Below are 19,242 nucleotides of genomic sequence, written 5' to 3' on the forward strand. Positions count from 1 at the left end.
TTGATTGTGTTGTAAATAAAACACGTGTTTAAAGTAATTTAACATAACGTTTTGATTTAATTAAAAAAATGTTAAAACTTTCTTAAACATCCCGCTGTTAAAGTCAAAATACCTTTGCACATCTGATTGAAAGAAACCTCAACATGATCTATTAACATGAAAATCAAAGAGGTTTCCTGGCGAACATCAAAAAATTAATCATAAAGATCTTCGGAAGAAATGAAAAAAGTAAAGATTGTACTGGGATTATTGTTTTTAGGGCTTGGGACAATGGCTTATGCACAGACCACACAGGCTTCTATTGTAGGGAAAGTTACCGGACCGGGAAGTACGGCTCAGGAAAAAGTGAAAGTGACAATTGTGAATGAGTCTACCGGATTCAGAACGGAAACGGAAACCAACTCAAAAGGGGAATATATTTTTAAAGAAATTCCTTTGGGTGGGCCTTATACTGTCATTGTAAACGATGATAAAAAAGAAGGTTACAGTGTCAACTTCGGAGATCAGGTTACCGTAAATATGGATCTGGGGAATGAAAAGACTATTGAAGAAGTAAAGATTACGGGAAATCTTAAAAACAAGATCGGAAACCTTGGAGCTGCTACTGCAATTTCTGCTAAAAATATCAGTATACTTCCGGTAAACGGACGAAACTTTGCAAATCTTGCCGAATTATCCCCATTAAGCGGAAAAGGCGGAAACCTTTCCGGACAGCTTGGATCTTCCACGAACTTTACTATTGATGGAATGACGGCGAAAAACCCTACTTCTGCAGGAGCCACTACCAGCCGAAGTGGTGCCCCTTTCTCCATTTCCATTGAAGCGGTACGTGAATTCAAAATTACAACCAACCAATATGATGTGACATTGGGAAGAAGCGGAGGAGGAACTGTAAGTGCCGTTACCAAATCAGGAACCAATAAATTTTCAGGAAGTGCCTGGGAATATTTAAGAACCAACTGGCTTTCCAGTCCGTATGATATCAGAGGGAACAAAAGAGATAATGATTTCTCTACTTCTCAGTTCGGATTTTCATTGGGAGGTCCCATCATTAAAAATAAATTGCATTTCTTCGTAGCCTGGGATCACCAGCTGGATTCAAGACCTTTGATCATTGCTGATATCAAATCTCCGGATGATGAGAAGAGATTCAACACAACCACGCAGACGCTTAACCAGTTTTTGGATATTGCAAGAGCAAAATATGGGGTAGGAAGCAGCCCGCAATTCGGAACGTTTGATAAAGTAAGGAATTCTGATGCAGGATTTTTACGTTTAGACTGGCAGATCAATGAAAAACATTTATTAACACTTAGGAATAACTTCACCTACGATCTTAATAAAAACGGGTTGGGTGATAATACCAATATCAACTTCTTTGAATCTTACGGAAATGATAAGAACCTTGACAACAGTTTATTATTGACTTTAAGATCAAATCTGCAACCTAATTTAACCAATGAATTAAAGGCGCAGTACCTTTACACCTTCCAGGACAGTTACCAGAACAATCAGCTGGGAAAACCTGTACCAAGAGCGATTGTTGAAGGAATAGCTTCAAGTGCCGGATCTACCAATATTCAGATCGGAGGACACCGTTTTGCACAGGAAAGCTTTAGAAATAATGTATTCCAGATAGTTGACAACCTATATTACAATACCGATAAGGTAAAATATACTTTTGGTGCTGATTTAATGTATACAACAGCAAAATCGGTATACGGAAGTGAGGTGAACGGAAAGTTCTATTTCCAGGGAATGAGCAACTTTGACACTATGACTCCTTACCGATTCTACAGAGAAGTTCCTTTGGTGGATGATCCATCTGTTAGATCAAACATATGGAACATTGGTCTGTATGGACAGTTTCAGACCAAAGTAGCAAAAGGCTTGGATTTAATGGCTGGTTTAAGATTAGATTACGGTGGTTACCCAAAAGCAAAATTCAACCAGAAATTGTTTGATGAAATGGGAATCAGAACAGATAATCAGCTCAAATCATTTGTTATTCAACCAAGATTCCAGTTTGATTGGAACATCAATGAAGAAAATAAAGACTTCCTTAAGTTTGGTGCCGGAATTTTCTCTTCCGATATCAACAATTATATGATCATCAACAACCTTGTATTTGACGGTAATCATCTTGCTACCGTGGATGTAACGGGTAAAGATGTTCCATTCCCGGATTTTAACAGTTATAGAGATAATTATAATACGATTCCTACACTTTCTCAGAAGCAGATGCCAACCATCAACTATACGGGGAAAGACACAAAAATTCCAATCGTTTATAAAGCGAATATCTCTTATACGCACTTCTTCAATGAAAGGTTCAGAGCAGGAATTGCAGGATACATGGCTTTAGGTAGAAATAATTACTATTACTACGACAGAAACATGGTAGCCAATCCTTTCTTTACTTTAGCTAATGAAGGCGGAAGGGGAGTGTTCATTCCTACAGGAGCTATTACCAACAATACCAATAACAGTGTAAGTTTCGACTGGAAACAGGGAAGAATCAATAATAATTTCGGAAGAGTACTGGAATTGGTAAGTGATGGTAAAGTAAACCAGTTCTCATTCGTATTGGATACAAGTTACCGTTACTGGAAAGATGGAGAAATCACAGCAAGTTATACATGGTCTGATATTAAAGACAATACCTCTTACAACGGAAACGTAGCCAACTCTGCGACATTGTCCACCATGATTCAGAGTGATCCGAGAGATTTAAGAATGACGTATTCTGATAACCAATTTAGAAATAAAGTCGTGATCTATGGAAACTCTCCTACGATTGCAGGATTTACATTAGGAATCAGGTATTCAGGGATTGGAGGAACGCGTTTCTCAGCAACAACCGGAGGAAATATTAATGGTGATTTCGTAGATTCCAATGACCTTGCTTTTATCTTCCCGAACCTTACCAAAGCCATTCTGGATGATCCACAGGTGGGACAGGCTCTGAAAGATTATATCAACGAATATAATGGTAAAATAGCAGAACGTAACGGAGGAAAAAATGGTTTCTATGGCGTTTGGGATGTACGTGTAGCTAAGAAAATAAAATTTGATAAAGTAGGAGCTTTCGAACTTTCTGTAGATATTTTCAACGTAGCCAACCTTCTTAACAAAGAATGGGGTGTAAACAAATCATATAATAATACATCTTTGTATAAAGTAACCAAGTTCAATAAAGACACCATGCAGTACGAATACACTAAAAACGTAAGTGGAGGTGGACTGGTTCCTCTATCCGGAAATCCATATCAGATTCAGATCGGAGCGAAGTACTCCTTCTAATATCTGTTTTTAAACTACTAAAGACATAAAAGAAATTAAAACGGCAGATTAATAGGTATTGAAACCTTAGTTTTAGCCAGAAAATCTTTTATGTCTTTGTGGTTTCCATTTTTTAATAACTACCTTTATCAGAAGTTTCAGGACTTTCTTTTTAATAATCTAAATTATATTATGAAAAATTTTATCTTAGGGTTAGCAGTTTTAAGTACAGTTATGATGAAAGCACAAACCCAGATCATTGCCCATAGAGGATATTTCCAGGCTCAGCCTCCTACAACGGAGAATTCACTTCAATCACTGGAGAATGCCCAGAAATTAAAAGTATATGGGTCTGAATTTGATGTAAGAATGACAAAAGATGGTGTATTGGTCATCAACCATGATGAGCACCACGGTAAAATGGAAATTTCAGAAATGAACTTCAAAGAATTGGAAGCATTGAAATTATCCAACGGAGAAAACTTTCCTACTTTAAAAGATTATTTAAAACAAGGAAAAAAAGACAAATCTCTGAAGCTTATTGTTGAAATCAAACCAGCCAAGACTCCTGAAATTGAAAATGAGATCACTCAGAAAACAATTAAAATGATCAAAGATATGAAGCTGGAATCTCAGAGTGAGTTTATTTCATTCAGCCTTAATATCTGTAAAGAGATCAAAAAACTAGCTCCATCATTCAAAGTTCAGTACCTGAACGGAGAATTGTCTCCCGAGCAGATTAAAAAAGAAGGATTAGACGGAATGGATTATCATTACAGTGTTTTCCAGAAAAATCCTACCTGGATTGCGGATGCAAAAGCATTAGGATTAATTACCAATGCCTGGACAGTGAATGACGTTGCTGTATACAATGAACTGAAAAAGCAGGGAATCGGATTTGTAACCACCAATATTCCTGATCAGCTAAAGAATAAATAACAGTTGGAAATTTCTCACAAAGAATACAACCTAAGGACAAAATATTCCCCTCCTCGGAGGGGTGGCAAAAATTCAAAGAATTTTTGACGGGGTGGTTTAACGAAATTTTTTAATCATCTCAACAGATAACCAATAATTTACACAGTCTGCCTCTTTTAAGGGGCAGACTGTTTCTTTTTACGGGCTAAGCTCTTCTTTTTAGTGATCGTAAAATAAAGAGTATCACTAAGGTTGTTTTTATTTTGCTGTAAATCAGTTAATTGTATTTGTTTTGCAGTATTATCTCAAGGAAAGACAATAAAGATACATAAATACCGCTGGAGACAGGTATTAAAAATAATTAATTGATTAATTTCTTGATAATTAGTTATTTGTGTAATGTTATTAAGGCTGGATTAATATATGGTTTAATTATTTTTTAAGAAACGTTAAAATTGTGTTAAGACCATCCTTGTAATGTCGTTTTAATTTTGCGCAAACAAAAAGAAATGCGTAAAGAGACACAAAAACTGCTGGTTTTGTCGCTGTTAGGATGTATCAGTGTCAACCTGGCAGCTCAGCAGAAAGTAAAAAAAGATACCGTTAAAGGTCTTGATGAGGTAGTGGTTACTGCTTTGGGGATTAAAAGGCATGACAGAGCTTTAGGATATGTTGCAGAAAAAGTAGATGCCAAAACATTTGAAGAAACCCAGAATAATAACTGGGCACAGTCCATGGAAGGGAAAGTGGCAGGTCTTAAAATTCAGACCGCAGGAGCAGGACCGCTTGGAACTTCCAGAATTACTTTGAGAGGAGAAAAATCCATTATGATGGATCATAACTATGCTCTGATTGTCGTAGATGGAGTACCATTGGGTAATTCTACAACAGGTACTGATACTGCAGCTTATGGAGCAGGTTCGGGAGGAGATGTTCCGATTGATCTTGGAAATGGACTGAACAGCATTAATCCGGATGATATTGAATCTGTAACGGTATTAAAAGGTGCTTCTGCTGCCGCATTATACGGATCACGCGCTGCCAACGGAGCCTTAATGATAACCACAAAATCCGGAAAAACAAAAAACGGAAAACTGAGAGTAACCTTCAATTCTTCCTCCAGCTTTGATTCCGTCCTGAAGTGGCCGGACTGGCAATATGAATATGGACAGGGAACACTGGCAACCAATAATGGTAATTTTTATTACTCTTATGGTCTTTCTCCTGATGGGCCAAGTACAGGTGGAACAAGTAGCGCTTTCGGACCTAAATTTGCTGGCCAGTATTACTTTCAATACGATCCTAATGTGATGGGACAAAGTAAAGAAAGACAATTGTGGAGATCTTATGAAAACAATATCAAAAGCTTCTGGAGAACTGGCTCTAACTACTCTAACAGTATTTCTGTAGAAAGTTCTAACGAGAAAACTAGCTTCCGAACTTCACTTACTTACCTTAATAATGAGTGGATGATGCCGAATACAGGCTTTGACCGGTTCAATTTTGCTTTATCTTTTGCGCATCAGCTTACCCAAAAATTAAAAATTTCTACAAAATTTGCTTATAACACGACGACCAGTGATAACCTTCCTGCGACGGGATATAACAATCAGTCGATTTCCTATTTCATGATCTTCCAGAATCCCAATGTAGATCTTGAATGGTATAAACCGATCTGGAAACCCGGACAGGAGCAGGTTGACCAAATCCATCCGTTCAGTTCATATATTGATAATCCTTACATGATTGCTTACGAAATGCTGAATGGTGTCAGAAAGAAAACCATTACAGGAAATATCACGGCAGATTATCAGTTTAATAAAAATTTCAGCTTAATGTTGAGGTCAGGAATTGAAATTCTGAATGAAAAAAGAACAACCAAAAGACCATGGAGCTCTGCCAACTATCTGAAAGGGTTCTACAGAGAGCAGTTTATTAAAAATCAGGAATATAATAACGACCTTTTATTTTCTTACAAAGCAGATTGGAATAAATTCAGTATTTCTGCATCAGCAGGAGGAAGTATCCGCTATAATGAATATCTGCAGAACGATTATCAGGCCATAGGATTGAAAACTGCCGGCGAATACAGCCTTACCAATGCTCTTAATATTCCGGTTAAATATCCCGCTCCAAGAGATAAACATGTAGACAGTGTCTATGGGTTGCTCACATTGGGATATGATAATAAAATATTTGTAGATGTCACCGGAAGAAATGACTGGAGTTCCACACTTCCCAAGCAAAACAGATCTTTCTTTTATCCTTCAGTAAGTACCAGTTTCATTCTTTCGGATATCTTTAATCTGAAAAGTAATAACCTGAACTTATGGAAACTGAGAGCTTCATGGGCGAAAGTAGGAATAGACAGTGATCCTTATCTTTTGGATAACTATTATACAGCCAGTAACATTACAGGAAGTGTAGTAGCGCCCACCATTTTTAATAATCCTTCCCTTAAACCTGAAAAAAATACCAATATAGAAGCCGGTATGGATTTCAGCCTTTTCAAAAACAGATTGAACCTTAATCTCACCGCTTACCAGAATTTTAGTGAAAATCAGATTATCCCTGTATCGTTGCCCACAGAAACCGGATATTCCAAAAGAATCATTAATGCAGGTAAAATCAGAAACAGAGGCCTTGAACTTTCAGCCGATATCTTAGCGGTAAAAGGCAAAGACTTCTCCTGGAAAGTAGGGGGAAACTGGTCTACCAACGAAAACAGAGTAATGACCCTGCCTGAAGGATTTGACGGAATCGTTTCCAACGTAGGAGATGTGGTCTTCTATAAAATGGAAGTAGGAGGTTCGCTGGGAGATATGTATGGATTTAAATTATTAAGAACTCCTGACGGGAAAGTAATTTATGGAGATAACGGGCTTCCTGCCAGACCTGCAGATATTGAAAAAGTAGGAAATGCATTCCCGAAATGGAGAGCCGGTCTTCAGAATGATTTCAAGATTAAAAACTTTACAATTAGTTTCTCTTTTGATGGACAATATGGTGGTATTGCTTATTCACAGTCACATCATAAAATGTCTGAACAAGGTAAGCTGAAATCTACCCTTCCGGGCAGAGACAACCCTGGAGGAATGATTGTTGGGGATGGAGTTGTTCAAAATCCTGACGGATCATTCAGTCCAAATACAAAAGGAGTACTGGTATCTTCTTATTACGGAGATTACTACAGAAGAGCGAATGTAGAAACCAACAGCTTCAGTACAGATTTTATCAAGCTGAGAGATGCCAGAATTGCCTATTCTTTCCCGAAAGAAACCATAAAATCCATAGGTCTGGATGATCTTACGATTGCCATTTTCGGGAAAAATCTGTGGATGTGGACGAAGTTCCCGCTGTTTGATCCTGAAGTAGCCACACTGGATAACGCCACCATCACTCCGGGAGTGGAAATGGGACAACTTCCATCGGCAAGAACAGTCGGTTTCCAGTTAAATCTTAAATTCTAAAATCTTAAAAAATGAAAAAAATAATCATACATCTGGCATTGGCTGCTTCTGTTTTCATGCTTCAATCCTGCGACAGAACATTCGAGGAAATTAATACAGATACCAGTAAAGTCAAAGATCCGTCAGTAGGAAGCCTTCTTGCTCCTATTCAATATGAAATGGGAAGCTACGGATATAACAGGGCCGACGATTTTACTTTTGATATCATGCAGATTGCTTTAGACTTTCCCAATGAAGGAAACTCATACAGCAGATATTATATGGATGAAAAAAGTGGTAACGGTTACTGGAATACTTCCTACAGATGGCTTAAGCAGGTAAGTGACTTAAGAAAATATGCCACAAAAGAACAGAACAATAATTACCTTGCCATTTCAATGGTTCTGAATGCCTGGATTGCCTCCAATCTTACTGATGCTTTCGGTGATATACCTTTATCTGAGGCAGTGAGGGTTGAAGAAAATATTTTAAAACCAAAATATGATAAGCAGAAGGATATCTACATCCAGCTTTTGAACGATCTGAAAACAGCCAATTCACTATTCAACACCACTCAGGCATTAACGGAAACTGATTTGTTTTATAATGCCAATACCAACAGTCAGACTGGTATTTTAGGATGGAAAAAATTCTGTAATTCACTGTCATTAAGATTGCTCACCAGAATTCTGAGCAGAAACGGAGAAGTAAATGTACATGAAAGAATTCAGGAAATTGTGAATAACCCTGCTCAATATCCTGTTTTCCAAAATAATACAGATAGTGCGGTGCTTCCGATTTCGGGCATTTCTCCATACTTACCTCCCATAGCCCGTCCACAGGATTTTACAGCTTACAGATCAGCAGGCGAATTCTTTGTAAATGCTATGAAAGATAATAATGATCCAAGGCTTAGCATGTTTTTTACTAAAGCTAAAGCAACATCAGGAGAAGATCTTGGCTATAAAGGAGCTCCGTCAGGATATGCTCTGGGAACATCTTTCAACTATCAGCCCTCTAACCTTAATCAAAATCTTGCGAAAGCACCTTTAAAGATTTTAATTATGACCTATTCTGAAGTTCAGTTTATTCTGGCAGAGCTTGTCAACAAAGGAATTATTACAGGTAATCAGCAAACTTATTATGAAACAGGTGTAAAATCTATTATTGAACAGTGGGGAGCAACAGTTCCGGCTAACTATTTCAGTAATACAAAAGTAGCATATGACGGCTCCTTGGAAAAAATAATGCTCCAAAAGTACATTTCCCTGTTTTTTGTAGACCATCAGCAATGGTATGAATTCAGACGTACGAAGCTTCCGGTACTTCCTAATAATGGAGGACTTCAGAACGGTGGACAGATGCCGGTAAGATTTATGTATCCTACTGCTACAAAAGTGATGAATACAGACAATTATAATGCAGCTGTACAATCGATGGGTGGAGATAATATCAATGTGAAAATGTGGTGGAATAAATAATATCCTTAATTGAAAAATTAAAAAATAATTTAAAGATTTAAAAAACTATGAGTATCAATATAAAATTTTTAATGCCATGTATGCTGGTTTCAGCAATGGCTTTCTCACAAACTTCTGTTGCCGGATATGTATTCGAAGACAACAACAAAAACCAAAAGAAAGAAAATCGCGAAAAAGGAATAGAAGGCGTAGCTGTTTCCAATGGTGTTCAGGTAGTTCTTACCGATAAAAACGGAAGATACAGCCTGCCGGTTCAAGAAGATCAGACTATTTTTGTTATTAAACCTTCAGGATATCAAACGGCTTTAAATGCTAATAATCTTCCCCAGTTTTATTATCACCATAAACCAAAAGGTTCTCCCGCAGATTTTAAATATCAGGGAGTTGCTCCCACAGGAGATCTTCCCAAAGAACTGAACTTCCCGCTTTATAAGCAAAATGAAGACAAGAACTTTGATATTCTGGTTTTTGGTGATCCACAACCTTACACAGAAAAAGAGCTGGATTATTTCAAAAGAGGCATTGTGAACGAAGTAAAAAACACCAAGAAAAATGCCGTGCTGGGAATTAGTTTGGGAGATTTGGTGGGTGACAATCTAAGCCTTCAGAAACCGTATGCAGACGTCATGAAAGAAGTAGGATTGCCATGGTACAATGTAATGGGAAATCATGATATGAATTATGATGCAAAGGAAGATAAGTTTTCCGATGAAACATTTGAGTCAAATTTTGGTCCTGCCAATTATTCTTTCAACTACGGTAATGTACATTTCATTATTCTGGATGATATTCTTTATCCCGATCCGAGAGACAACAAAGGATACTGGGGAGGTTTCCGTGAAGACCAGCTTCAGTTCATAGAAAATGACCTGAAACTGGTTGACAAGAATAAACTGATTGTCATTTCTTTCCATATTCCGTTGGAACATAATAATGAAGACAACTTCAGGAATGCAGACCGTCAGAAATTATTTGATTTCTTAAATCCTTTCCAGAATGTATTGCTTTTATCAGCACATACTCACATCCAGCAGCAGATTTTCTACGGCAAAAAAGCAGGTTGGAACGGAATCAAAGAACTTCATGAATATAACGTAGGAACCACCTGCGGGGATTGGTACTCAGGAACTCCTGATGATGCCGGACTTCCTACCTCAACCATGAGAGACGGAACAGCAAAAGGATATTCATTCATCAGCTTTGCAGACAATCAGTATAAAGTTAAGTACAGAACAGCCGGAAAACCGGAAGACTATCAGATCAAATTATATGTTCCAAAAGTGATTTCTTCTTCAAGAACCTCAGCAAAAGTGCTGGCTAATTTTTTCATGGGAAGCAAAAAAGACAAAGTAGAATACCGAATAGACGGAGGAAAATGGGAAGAAATGAAGTACGATGAAACCATCGACCCGAATTTTGCCCTTTCTGTTTTCAAATGGGATTCTACAGAAAAAATTCTACCAGGAAGAAGACCTTCCAATCCTGAATTGTCAAAACATATCTGGGAAGCAGATTTTCCTAAGAAATTATCATTAGGAAAACACAAAGTTGAGGTGAAAGCTGTTGATATGTATGGAAATGAATTCTCCAATTCAGAAGAATTTGAAGTTCAGAACGCCATCCAGATTCCTTAAGCATTTTATTTTTTTTACTATACCTTTTTTTAGATTTTAAAACCGGTTCTTACGAGCCGGTTTTAATTTTATCAGAGGCTTAGATTAACCACAAAAGTCACAAAAGTTTTTTTAAGCTATAACTTTGGAGATAAGAAGTACGCTTAAGTTTTATAAAAATCTGCGTTTTTCATCCTATGTGAACTTTTATACAGGATGATTATAACTTTCAAATATTTTCAATGTTAATCATCTTTTGTGACTTTTGTGGTTCATGAAATATAAGTTAAATCCCTGTTTTCACCCCTTCATAAAAATGTTCTTTCGTAACTTTGTACAAAGAAAAGTATCATTACTATGAATATAAACGGAAAAAATGCCATCGTAACAGGTGGAGGAAGAGGATTAGGGAAAGCTGTAGCGTTAGCTTTAGCCAATGAAGGAGTAAACGTTGCCATTACAGGAAGAAACGAGGAAAACCTTAAAATGACGGTTGAGGAAATCAAAAAATTAGGAGTAAACTCAGCCTACGCTGTATTTTCTGTAGACAATGAGATTCAGGTAAAAGCTGGAATAGAATCTTTAGCAGAACAATTGGGAGGAATTGATATTTTGATCAATAACGCAGGAATCGGAGACTTTGGTTCTATCGAAGAAATGCCTTCTGAAACTTGGGAGCAAGTTATTAAAACCAATTTATTCGGAGTATATTATGCAGCCAAAGCAGCTCATCCATTCATGAAAGCAAAAGGAGAAGGTGATATTGTCAACGTAGCCTCTACTGCAGGTCTTAAAGGTGGCCCGAATATGTCTGCATATGCCGCTTCAAAAGCAGCAGTTGTATCTCTGTCTCAATCCATGATGGCAGAATGGAGAAAACAAAATATTCGTGTAATCACTTTAACTCCAAGTACCATTGCTTCTGATATGAGTATCCAGGGAGGACTTACAGATGGAAATCCTGATAAAGTATTACAGCCGGAAGATTTTGCAGAATGGGTAAGGGATATCCTGAAAATGAACAGAAGAGCATTAATTGCAAATGGTTCTATCTTTTCCACGAATCCATAAGAGAGTTAAAATTTAAAGTCCAAGGTTTTGGGTTTAAAGTTTTCAGCAAAGAACTCTTCTTTTTCCTTGGATCATAAAATTCTATAGGAGCGGGCTTTAGCCCGCTTTTTCTTTTTTCATACTTTTGAGGCTTTAGCCAAAACCTGGAATTTCTTGCATTTCAAAAAATCTGGGAATTTATTTCCATGTCTTTTATAATAAGTTTTAGCTAAAGCCCGTCCCTATTGAATATATTGTATGCAGTCATTTGCGTAATCAGGGCAATCTGCAGGATAAAAAATCATAAAAATCCCCGGTTTCAGCCAAAAATTCCTCCATCATTTTTTTAACCGTAATAACATTAGTATTTTTGCAGCAAATTAGTCACATGCAAAATTATTTAGAATTCAATTTCAAGATTTCTCCATTGCAACCTTGGAACGAGATATTAATGGCAGAACTTATAGAAATAGGTTTTGACAGCTTTACAGAAGAAATTGACGGAATTTTAGGATATATTCAGACAGAACTGTTTCACGAAGATCAGTTGAAAGCACTTCCAATCTTCGAAAACGAAAATGTAAAAATCGAATACACTTTTGAAGAAATGCCAAACATCAATTGGAATGAAGAATGGGAAAAGAACTTCTCTCCAATCAATATTGATGATAAAGTATTGATCAGAGCAGAATTCCATGAATCTGTACCGGGAATGCATGAAATTATCATTCAGCCTAAAATGTCTTTTGGAACAGGACATCACCCTACAACCCACTTGATGATCCAGCAAATGATGGACATTGATTTCAATGGTAAAAAAGTATTGGATATGGGATGCGGAACTTCTGTATTAGCTATTTATGCAAAACAACAGGGAGCTGGAGATACAAAAGCTATTGATATTGACGAATGGTCAGTGGAAAACTCAAAAGAAAATGCAGTAAGAAACAATGTAGAACTGGATATTGAACAAGGAACTGCCGAAAACCTGGGCAAAGAGAATTATGATATCATTTTAGCTAATATCAACAGAAATATCCTGATTTCAGATATCCCGACTTACGTTTCAGTATTGAATGAAGGAGGAAAATTATTGCTTTCAGGACTATGCTTCTTTGATGTAGATGATATTCTGGAAGTATGCAAAGAAAGCGGTCTGGAGCTTAAAAAGAAATTACAGCGTGAAGAATGGGTAAGCCTTCTGCTTGAAAAATAACACACCAAAAAACAAAATACGAATATGAAAACTTTATGGACAGCTTTATTTTTACTGATGCTGCAGTTTTTTACAGCACAGGAAAATGAAGTATATGCAGACGGTATCTTTAGCTTTGAAGAAAATAAAACTCAAAAAATCTTTACGGATTGGACCCGCGTGAGGTTAGATCCCGGAATGAATGCTCAGATTGTAGATTCACTGCAGGCGAACCAACAGGTTATGATTCTTAAAAAGGAAAATGCAGTCCTGAAACTGGGAGAAAGAAATGCCAATTGGTATAAAATCTCTTATCAGAAAGGAGAAAATACGTTGGAAGGATATATCTGGGGTGGTAATCTTTGTGTAGGCTACCGTAACAAAAATGGGTATGATTTTCTCTTTGGGCTTTCTAAAACAATTGAACGGAAGAATAAAGAATACAATCAGATCGAAAAACAAAATATTGCGGGAATAAAAGCAATAGAAGGAAATACACTTATTGATGAAGTGTATTTTGATACTGGAAGAGGAGAAGAATTGAGTTCCACATCATTCAATATAGAAAGCAGCCACAAGTTGCAAAATGTAGAATTCACACTCAAAGCAATGGTTTCCGGAGAGGCTTGTGGAATAGCAAGTTATGATCAGTATGTTCTTTTTAAGGACAAAAAGCTCATTGCCCTTCCACAATTGATGAATGTGGGGGATGCCGGTGCTTTTTACCATAGTGAAGAATTTATTTTTCCAAATGATAAAGGAGGAATTTCCAATGCATTTATCTTAAAAGTGGAAGATATGGAAGTAGATGAACAAGATAGGGAGAAGAAAAAGCATTCTTCCAAAACTTATCTTTGGAATGGAAATACCTACAAACTGAAATAAAGTCAGTACATATTAAAATTAAAATAATCCCTCAATTATAGTTGAGGGGTTTTTACGTATAATATCGGGGTAAAATCATTTATTACTTTTGAATATAATCACAATCATATTCATTAAGTTCATAAAAATAACATCATCAAAATTATTGAACCTCAGATATTGATTTAATAAATTGATAGAGATCAGTCTCTGTTTCAAGGTGTAGTTTTTTACGTAAACGATATTTCTTTGTTTGTACAGATCTGTGCTCCATAGAAGAATATTGCGCAATCTCTTTTGAAGAGAACCCCAAGCATATCATAGCACAGAAAGATAGATCAGAGAGGGAAAGATGAGGGTTGATTTTTAAAAGTTGCTGGCAGACTTCAGGATAAGTTTCCTGAAATAATGCTAAAAAACCAACACTATTTTTCTTTGCCAATTGGATGATCTGCTCATGATTTTCACTGAGTTTTCTTTTTAGAATTTTTGCTTCTTCTTCCTGCTGTAAAATAATTGTTTTGCTCTCGATAAGCCTTTTTTTCTTTCTTTTAAACTGCAGATAAAAATAAAGAGACAGTAAAAAAACAAGTACAAATAAAATCCCTCCATACCATAAAGCTGTCTGAAATTTAGTTTTTTGTTTTTCTTCTTCTTTCTTTGATATTTTATTAAAAGCTAATGTGATCGCTTGGCTTTGGTCGGTATCTATGCTGTCTTTTAGTGTGGTTGCCTTGTTTAAATATTCAACTTCTTTATCTGCTTTTTTAAGTTCTTTATACAATAAGGCAAGTAATTTGTAGTTATTTAAAACCAGCTGAGGTCTGTTGATTTCTTTTGCCAGTTTAATCGACTCTATAAGGGCATCGATAGCCTCATTATTTTTTTTCTGAACCTGCAAAAAATTACTATAATCATATAAGACTACTGCTTTTTGGTACTTATTATGCTTAAATCTTTTGGTTTCTAACAGATCAAAGACTTTTTTAAAATAATAGTTGGCTGAATCTAAATTCCAGTTGTATTTTGTATAATGGTAGGCTACATGTGAGATGTCTAAAGGGTTAGGATCTATTTTTATTGCCTTGCGAAGATAGACGAGTGATGAATCGGGGCGTTCAATTCCGTTGAAATAAACTGCTCGGGTAGAATAGACATACCGTAAAAAAAATCGGCAATCCTGATTATCTTTTTTCAATCTTAAAGCAGATTTCATTGCTTTTAAATTATAATCTAAAGCCATTTTAGGGAGATTCATTCTGTTGTAGACTTGTGAATACTCCTGATTAATTTTACCAGCAAGAAAGTCGTCATTAATCTTTTTTGATTTTTCCTCAGCATCGTTCAGATATTCTATAGCCTTTTTGAATTCTCCAGTCAGCCACAGGCGATTGGCAATATTGGCATATCCCCAGGCTTCCCCTTTAGGATAATTATTTTGAATAGCTTCTTTTATAACTTTTTGATTCCAAATGATCAGATCTTTGTTAGATATTCTGGTTCTAAGCTCTTCATTTGTTTTTATAAGTAAAGTATCTATCTGCTGTGTACTGTAGTGTTGTGGAAATAGTTTTGAACAGCAAAATGTAAAAATCAGGCAATAGATTACTCTATTAAAGTTTTTCAAAGAGTTCGTGGTCATAGAATAAATACTGTATTGAAGATAGTACAAGAATAATACAATGGAAGTTGAAAGTGGATTTCATTATAATATAAGCTGCAGTTTATTAATTCTTGTAATTAAGGCTAATGTTGATAAAAAACAGATGGGATTATTAACCCCACCTGTAAGTATCAATAAACGTATTTGATCATTTGTGTGTTTTAGATCGAAAATTTGACTGCAATTTCAAAAAAAAAAAAGAAAAAAAAGAATAACAGGATACATCACTCATACATCATTTTGTTTTGCCTGTCAGATATACCTATCGTGACATATGAAGTATGTGTGGTGTATGTTGATTTTATAAGGAGGGTGTGGTTGTGTTTACTTTTGCAAATTAAAATTAAAAAATGAAAAAAATAATTTTATGCTCTGGTATAGTATTCTCAATACCAGTATTTTCGCAGGTAGGAATTAATACCTCAAATCCTACCAATACTTTAGATGTAAATGGAACAACAAGAGTTAGGAATCTGGGAACATTGACAAGCTCAACAGTTTCGGCTTTGTTCGCAGATGAAAATGGCGTGTTAGGAAAAGCTAATATGGCTCCCCAGTCTCAGATTGCATTTTATGCGTTTAAAAATGATATGCCATATACAGCTGCAAGTTATAATGCAGGAACAGATCAGGTGGTCCAAATTCAGAATTCTCAAATGGTGCTTAATACTATAGGAACAACGGTTCCTTCAACAGGAAATGTCAGAATCAGTCAATCTGGAGTTTATATGATATCTGGATCAATATCTCCAACATTGGGAATAAATAATGATGGGGACGGATATGCTTATATGGCTGTTAATCTAGATATAAGTACTAATGGAGGAGCTTCATGGCAATCTATTTCAGGAGGACGCCCTATGTTTCCCAGAGTTCTTGTTGGAGTAGGGAGAAGTTATGGTTTTGCAATCCCGTCAGTACTTCAGCAATTAAATGCTGGTGATTTCGTTAGACTCAATTTTTACAGAACAAAAGATAGTGCTGGTACTTTACAGGGATCTTCTTTAAGTTCAGTAAAGCTTGAAGATTCTTATGGAGCTCCTTCTTATACATTATCGCTTACAAAATTATGATTACTTAATGGTTAAAAATCAATTGAGAATATTCTGATAAGGTTAATGGATGCTTAGAGAAAGGTATCTAAAACTGAAATTACTTGTGCATGCAATTTAAATTTCAGTTGATTTAAATTAATGCGTGTCCTCAAAAGGGAGGAATGCCGTAATTAATTGATTGTAAAAAATACATTTTTAAACGCACCTTTAGTAAAAAGTTATGTGTAAATAAGAAGAGCCTCTCAATTTTTATTGTGAGGCTTTTTGTATAATCAAAAGGATTCGAAGAAATCGGATACTCTATTCAAACTGATTAATTAGTGATTGTTTAAGAGTAAATAAAAACAAAAAAGACTCACTGTTTTCCAGTAAGTCTTTAAGTGAGCGCGAAAGGATTCGAACCTTTATCGTCCCGATTGAAATCGGGATGGTCTATCCAATTTGATTAATCATTGGTTGTTTGGGGGTAAATAAAAAGCAAAAAAGACTCACTGTTTCCAGTAAGTCTTTAAGTGAGCGCGAAAGGATTCGAACCTTTGACCGTCCCGATTGAAATCGGGATGGTCTATCCAATTTGATTAATAATTGGTTGTTTGGGGTAAATAAAAAACAAAAAAGACTCACTGTTTCCAGTAAGTCTTTAAGTGAGCGCGAAAGGATTCGAACCTTTATCGTCCCGATTGAAATCGGGATGGTCTATCCAATTTGATTAATCATTGGTTGTTTGAGGGTAAATAAAAAACAAAAAAGACTCACTGTTTCCAGTAAGTCTTTAAGTGAGCGCGAAAGGATTCGAACCTTTGACCGTCTGCTTAGAAGGCAGATGCTCTATCCAGCTGAGCTACGCACCCTAAATTTGTAAGTCGGGGCGGCAGGATTCGAACCTGCGACCTCCTGGTCCCAAACCAGGCGCGATGACCGGACTACGCTACGCCCCGAGGGTGTCATCTGTAACGAATTTTACTTCGTTTTTGCGGTTGCAAAGGTACAATACTTTTTGGAATAAAAAAATAAAATCAGGAATAATTTTTAATTATTTTTTCGTGAATCTTCTTTGAATACTTATACTTGTTTAAGAATCATATTCTTACATTGTTTTTATTATCACTCCCTAAAATGGACAACTTTTATCCAGGCCTGAGCAAAAACAAAAAAGACTCACTGTTTTCCAGTAAGTCTTTAAGTGAGCGCGAAAGGATTCGAACCTTTGACCGTCTGCTTAGAAGGCAGATGCTCTATCCAGCTGAGCTACGCACCCTAAATTTTATAAGTCGGGGCGGCAGGATTCGAACCTGCGACCTCCTGGTCCCAAACCAGGCGCGATGACCGGACTACGCTACGCCCCGAAGGGTCATCAATAACGAATTTTACATCGTTTTTAGGGCTGCAAAGTTGCAATTCTTTTTGGAATAAAAAAAGAAAATGAGGTATAATTTTTAATTAATTTTTTATGGCTCCTTTTTTATTAACTTTACCCTGTTAATAACCATTGATTTAGCCTGCTTAAAAATGATGAAAGAATTTTCTTGTTTTTTGTTCACATTAAATATTCTTATCCCAAAATATAAAAAAATCGCCTTGAAAACAGAAGCTCGTTTTCTTCTGTTCTTCTGTTTTCTGATGATGATGTATTCTTGCTGCAAGAATCAGGAATTTGTTAATCACACTATTGCAAATACATCACTGAGTTTACCCAAATCAATGAGCATTAAAAAAGAACGGGCTGAAGATTCCCAGGTATATAGCATTAATACTGGGAATAAGCACGTTGGCTATATTTATTATGGTGATTATAAACCTTTTGTGGAAGATGATTATATGGTTACGGTAGAGCCTGAGATTTTTGAGAAGTTTAAGAATAACAGAGAATTCAGAGCTTATCTTTCTGATAATTCTGACAGAGATTACAGAAATGGAATTTATAATGTTAATTATTATTACTACGATACAATCAATAAACACAGAGCTCAGATTATGATGCCGAAAATAATGAATAAAGGGTTTATGGGGATTCATTTTGACAGTATAGATATTCACCAAAATAAAATGGCAATTATTATCAATGATTTGAGTGAAGAGAATAAAGAGTTATTTTTAAAAGTTTTTAAAACTATTAAATTCAATCCGTAAATATCCAATATGAAATCATGGCCATCATGTTCAGTACTTATCATTGGTCTTTCTGCAGTGCTTTCTCTCTTTATTGCATGTAATAAGGAATATACAAGCTCTTACGGATATGATTGCATTAAGGTGTATGAATATAACAAAGAACCATGGGATTCTGATGCGGGAAAAAATAAAATCTATATAAGTGAATTATCTGATCAGGACAGTATTCTTTATCCGAAAATAAAGACATTGAATTTTACGCTTATAGATTCTCTAAAACCCAGTAGGAAAACGGACTCTCTGTTCTTTAAAGGAAAGTATGAAGAATATTCCCCGAGCCCCAAGTGTCCGGCAGGAAATAATCATATTTTATTATTTTACAAGGGATCTGATTTGAAATATGTTGCAAAGTTTAGTGTTTATTGTGATGAATGTTTTTTAATCAATTATACTACCCACGAGAGATATTATATGAAGGTTGGATATGACAAAATTATGAAGTTGATCAGCCCGGTTCACCATTAATGTTGATGAAAAATAAATAAAATAAAAGTGACCAT

Annotated in this window: 12 protein-coding genes and 4 tRNA genes; 11 read left to right on the top strand and 5 right to left on the bottom strand. The window is 36.0% G+C overall.

All coding sequences use genetic code 11. The annotated features are described in order from the left end of the window. Positions 1–219: 219 nt before the first annotated feature. The 8 genes from BUE84_RS04820 (at position 220) to BUE84_RS04855 (ending at position 13,873) form a co-directional block, all read left to right on the top strand. The gene (locus BUE84_RS04820; RefSeq protein WP_079240708.1) at positions 220–3,303 is read left to right on the top strand and encodes a TonB-dependent receptor; all 3,084 of its coding nucleotides are present in this window, start codon (positions 220–222) and stop codon (positions 3,301–3,303) included. A gap of 171 nt (positions 3,304–3,474) precedes the next feature. Further along, on the top strand, positions 3,475–4,221 hold the full coding sequence (locus tag BUE84_RS04825; protein ID WP_079243857.1) for a glycerophosphodiester phosphodiesterase family protein: 747 nt from the start codon (positions 3,475–3,477) through the stop codon (positions 4,219–4,221). Between the two features lie 488 nt (positions 4,222–4,709). Continuing rightward, a complete protein-coding gene (locus BUE84_RS04830; protein WP_079240709.1) occupies positions 4,710–7,670 on the top strand; it encodes a SusC/RagA family TonB-linked outer membrane protein in 2,961 nt (986 codons plus the stop codon). An 11-nt stretch (positions 7,671–7,681) separates the two neighbouring features. Further along, positions 7,682–9,130, top strand: coding sequence for a SusD/RagB family nutrient-binding outer membrane lipoprotein (locus BUE84_RS04835; protein ID WP_079240710.1), 1,449 nt, complete (start codon positions 7,682–7,684; stop codon positions 9,128–9,130). 71 nt (positions 9,131–9,201) lie between these two features. Then, positions 9,202–10,764, top strand: coding sequence for a calcineurin-like phosphoesterase C-terminal domain-containing protein (locus BUE84_RS04840; protein ID WP_099049833.1), 1,563 nt, complete (start codon positions 9,202–9,204; stop codon positions 10,762–10,764). A 336-nt stretch (positions 10,765–11,100) separates the two neighbouring features. Then, a complete protein-coding gene (locus tag BUE84_RS04845; RefSeq protein ID WP_077415804.1) occupies positions 11,101–11,814 on the top strand; it encodes a 3-ketoacyl-ACP reductase in 714 nt (237 codons plus the stop codon). Between the two features lie 367 nt (positions 11,815–12,181). Next, the gene (gene prmA, locus BUE84_RS04850; RefSeq protein WP_079240712.1) at positions 12,182–13,009 is read left to right on the top strand and encodes a 50S ribosomal protein L11 methyltransferase; all 828 of its coding nucleotides are present in this window, start codon (positions 12,182–12,184) and stop codon (positions 13,007–13,009) included. Positions 13,010–13,033: 24 nt separating this feature from the next. Further along, on the top strand, positions 13,034–13,873 hold the full coding sequence (locus BUE84_RS04855; RefSeq protein WP_079240713.1) for an SH3 domain-containing protein: 840 nt from the start codon (positions 13,034–13,036) through the stop codon (positions 13,871–13,873). 142 nt (positions 13,874–14,015) lie between these two features. On the opposite strand, the gene BUE84_RS04860 is transcribed toward BUE84_RS04855, so the two are convergent. Continuing rightward, complete coding sequence (locus BUE84_RS04860; RefSeq protein ID WP_079240714.1) at positions 14,016–15,494, bottom strand: helix-turn-helix transcriptional regulator; 1,479 nt, start codon at positions 15,492–15,494, stop codon at positions 14,016–14,018. A gap of 371 nt (positions 15,495–15,865) precedes the next feature. Between BUE84_RS04860 and BUE84_RS04865 the strand changes: the two genes are divergently transcribed. Next, on the top strand, positions 15,866–16,588 hold the full coding sequence (locus BUE84_RS04865) for a hypothetical protein (protein ID WP_079240715.1): 723 nt from the start codon (positions 15,866–15,868) through the stop codon (positions 16,586–16,588). A gap of 759 nt (positions 16,589–17,347) precedes the next feature. Here BUE84_RS04865 and BUE84_RS04870 read toward each other — a convergent pair. The 4 genes from BUE84_RS04870 to BUE84_RS04885 all read right to left on the bottom strand — a co-directional run bounded on the left by BUE84_RS04870 (position 17,348) and on the right by BUE84_RS04885 (position 17,916). After that, positions 17,348–17,421: transfer RNA gene (locus tag BUE84_RS04870), tRNA-Arg, on the bottom strand. A 12-nt stretch (positions 17,422–17,433) separates the two neighbouring features. After that, positions 17,434–17,508, bottom strand: a tRNA-Pro gene (locus BUE84_RS04875). Between the two features lie 246 nt (positions 17,509–17,754). Then, positions 17,755–17,828 (bottom strand) — tRNA-Arg (locus BUE84_RS04880). Positions 17,829–17,841: 13 nt separating this feature from the next. Then, a tRNA-Pro gene (locus tag BUE84_RS04885) sits at positions 17,842–17,916 on the bottom strand. Between the two features lie 232 nt (positions 17,917–18,148). Between BUE84_RS04885 and BUE84_RS04890 the strand changes: the two genes are divergently transcribed. After that, positions 18,149–18,700 carry a hypothetical protein gene (locus BUE84_RS04890; protein ID WP_145953209.1) on the top strand — a complete coding sequence of 184 codons (552 nt, stop codon included), beginning with the start codon at positions 18,149–18,151 and terminating at the stop codon, positions 18,698–18,700. A gap of 9 nt (positions 18,701–18,709) precedes the next feature. Continuing rightward, positions 18,710–19,207: a hypothetical protein gene (locus BUE84_RS04895; protein ID WP_079240717.1), complete on the top strand. Its 498-nt coding sequence runs from the start codon at positions 18,710–18,712 to the stop codon at positions 19,205–19,207. Positions 19,208–19,242 lie beyond the last annotated feature (35 nt).

This window comes from Chryseobacterium indologenes (genome assembly GCF_002025665.1).
GTDB lineage: Bacteria > Bacteroidota > Bacteroidia > Flavobacteriales > Weeksellaceae > Chryseobacterium > Chryseobacterium metallicongregator.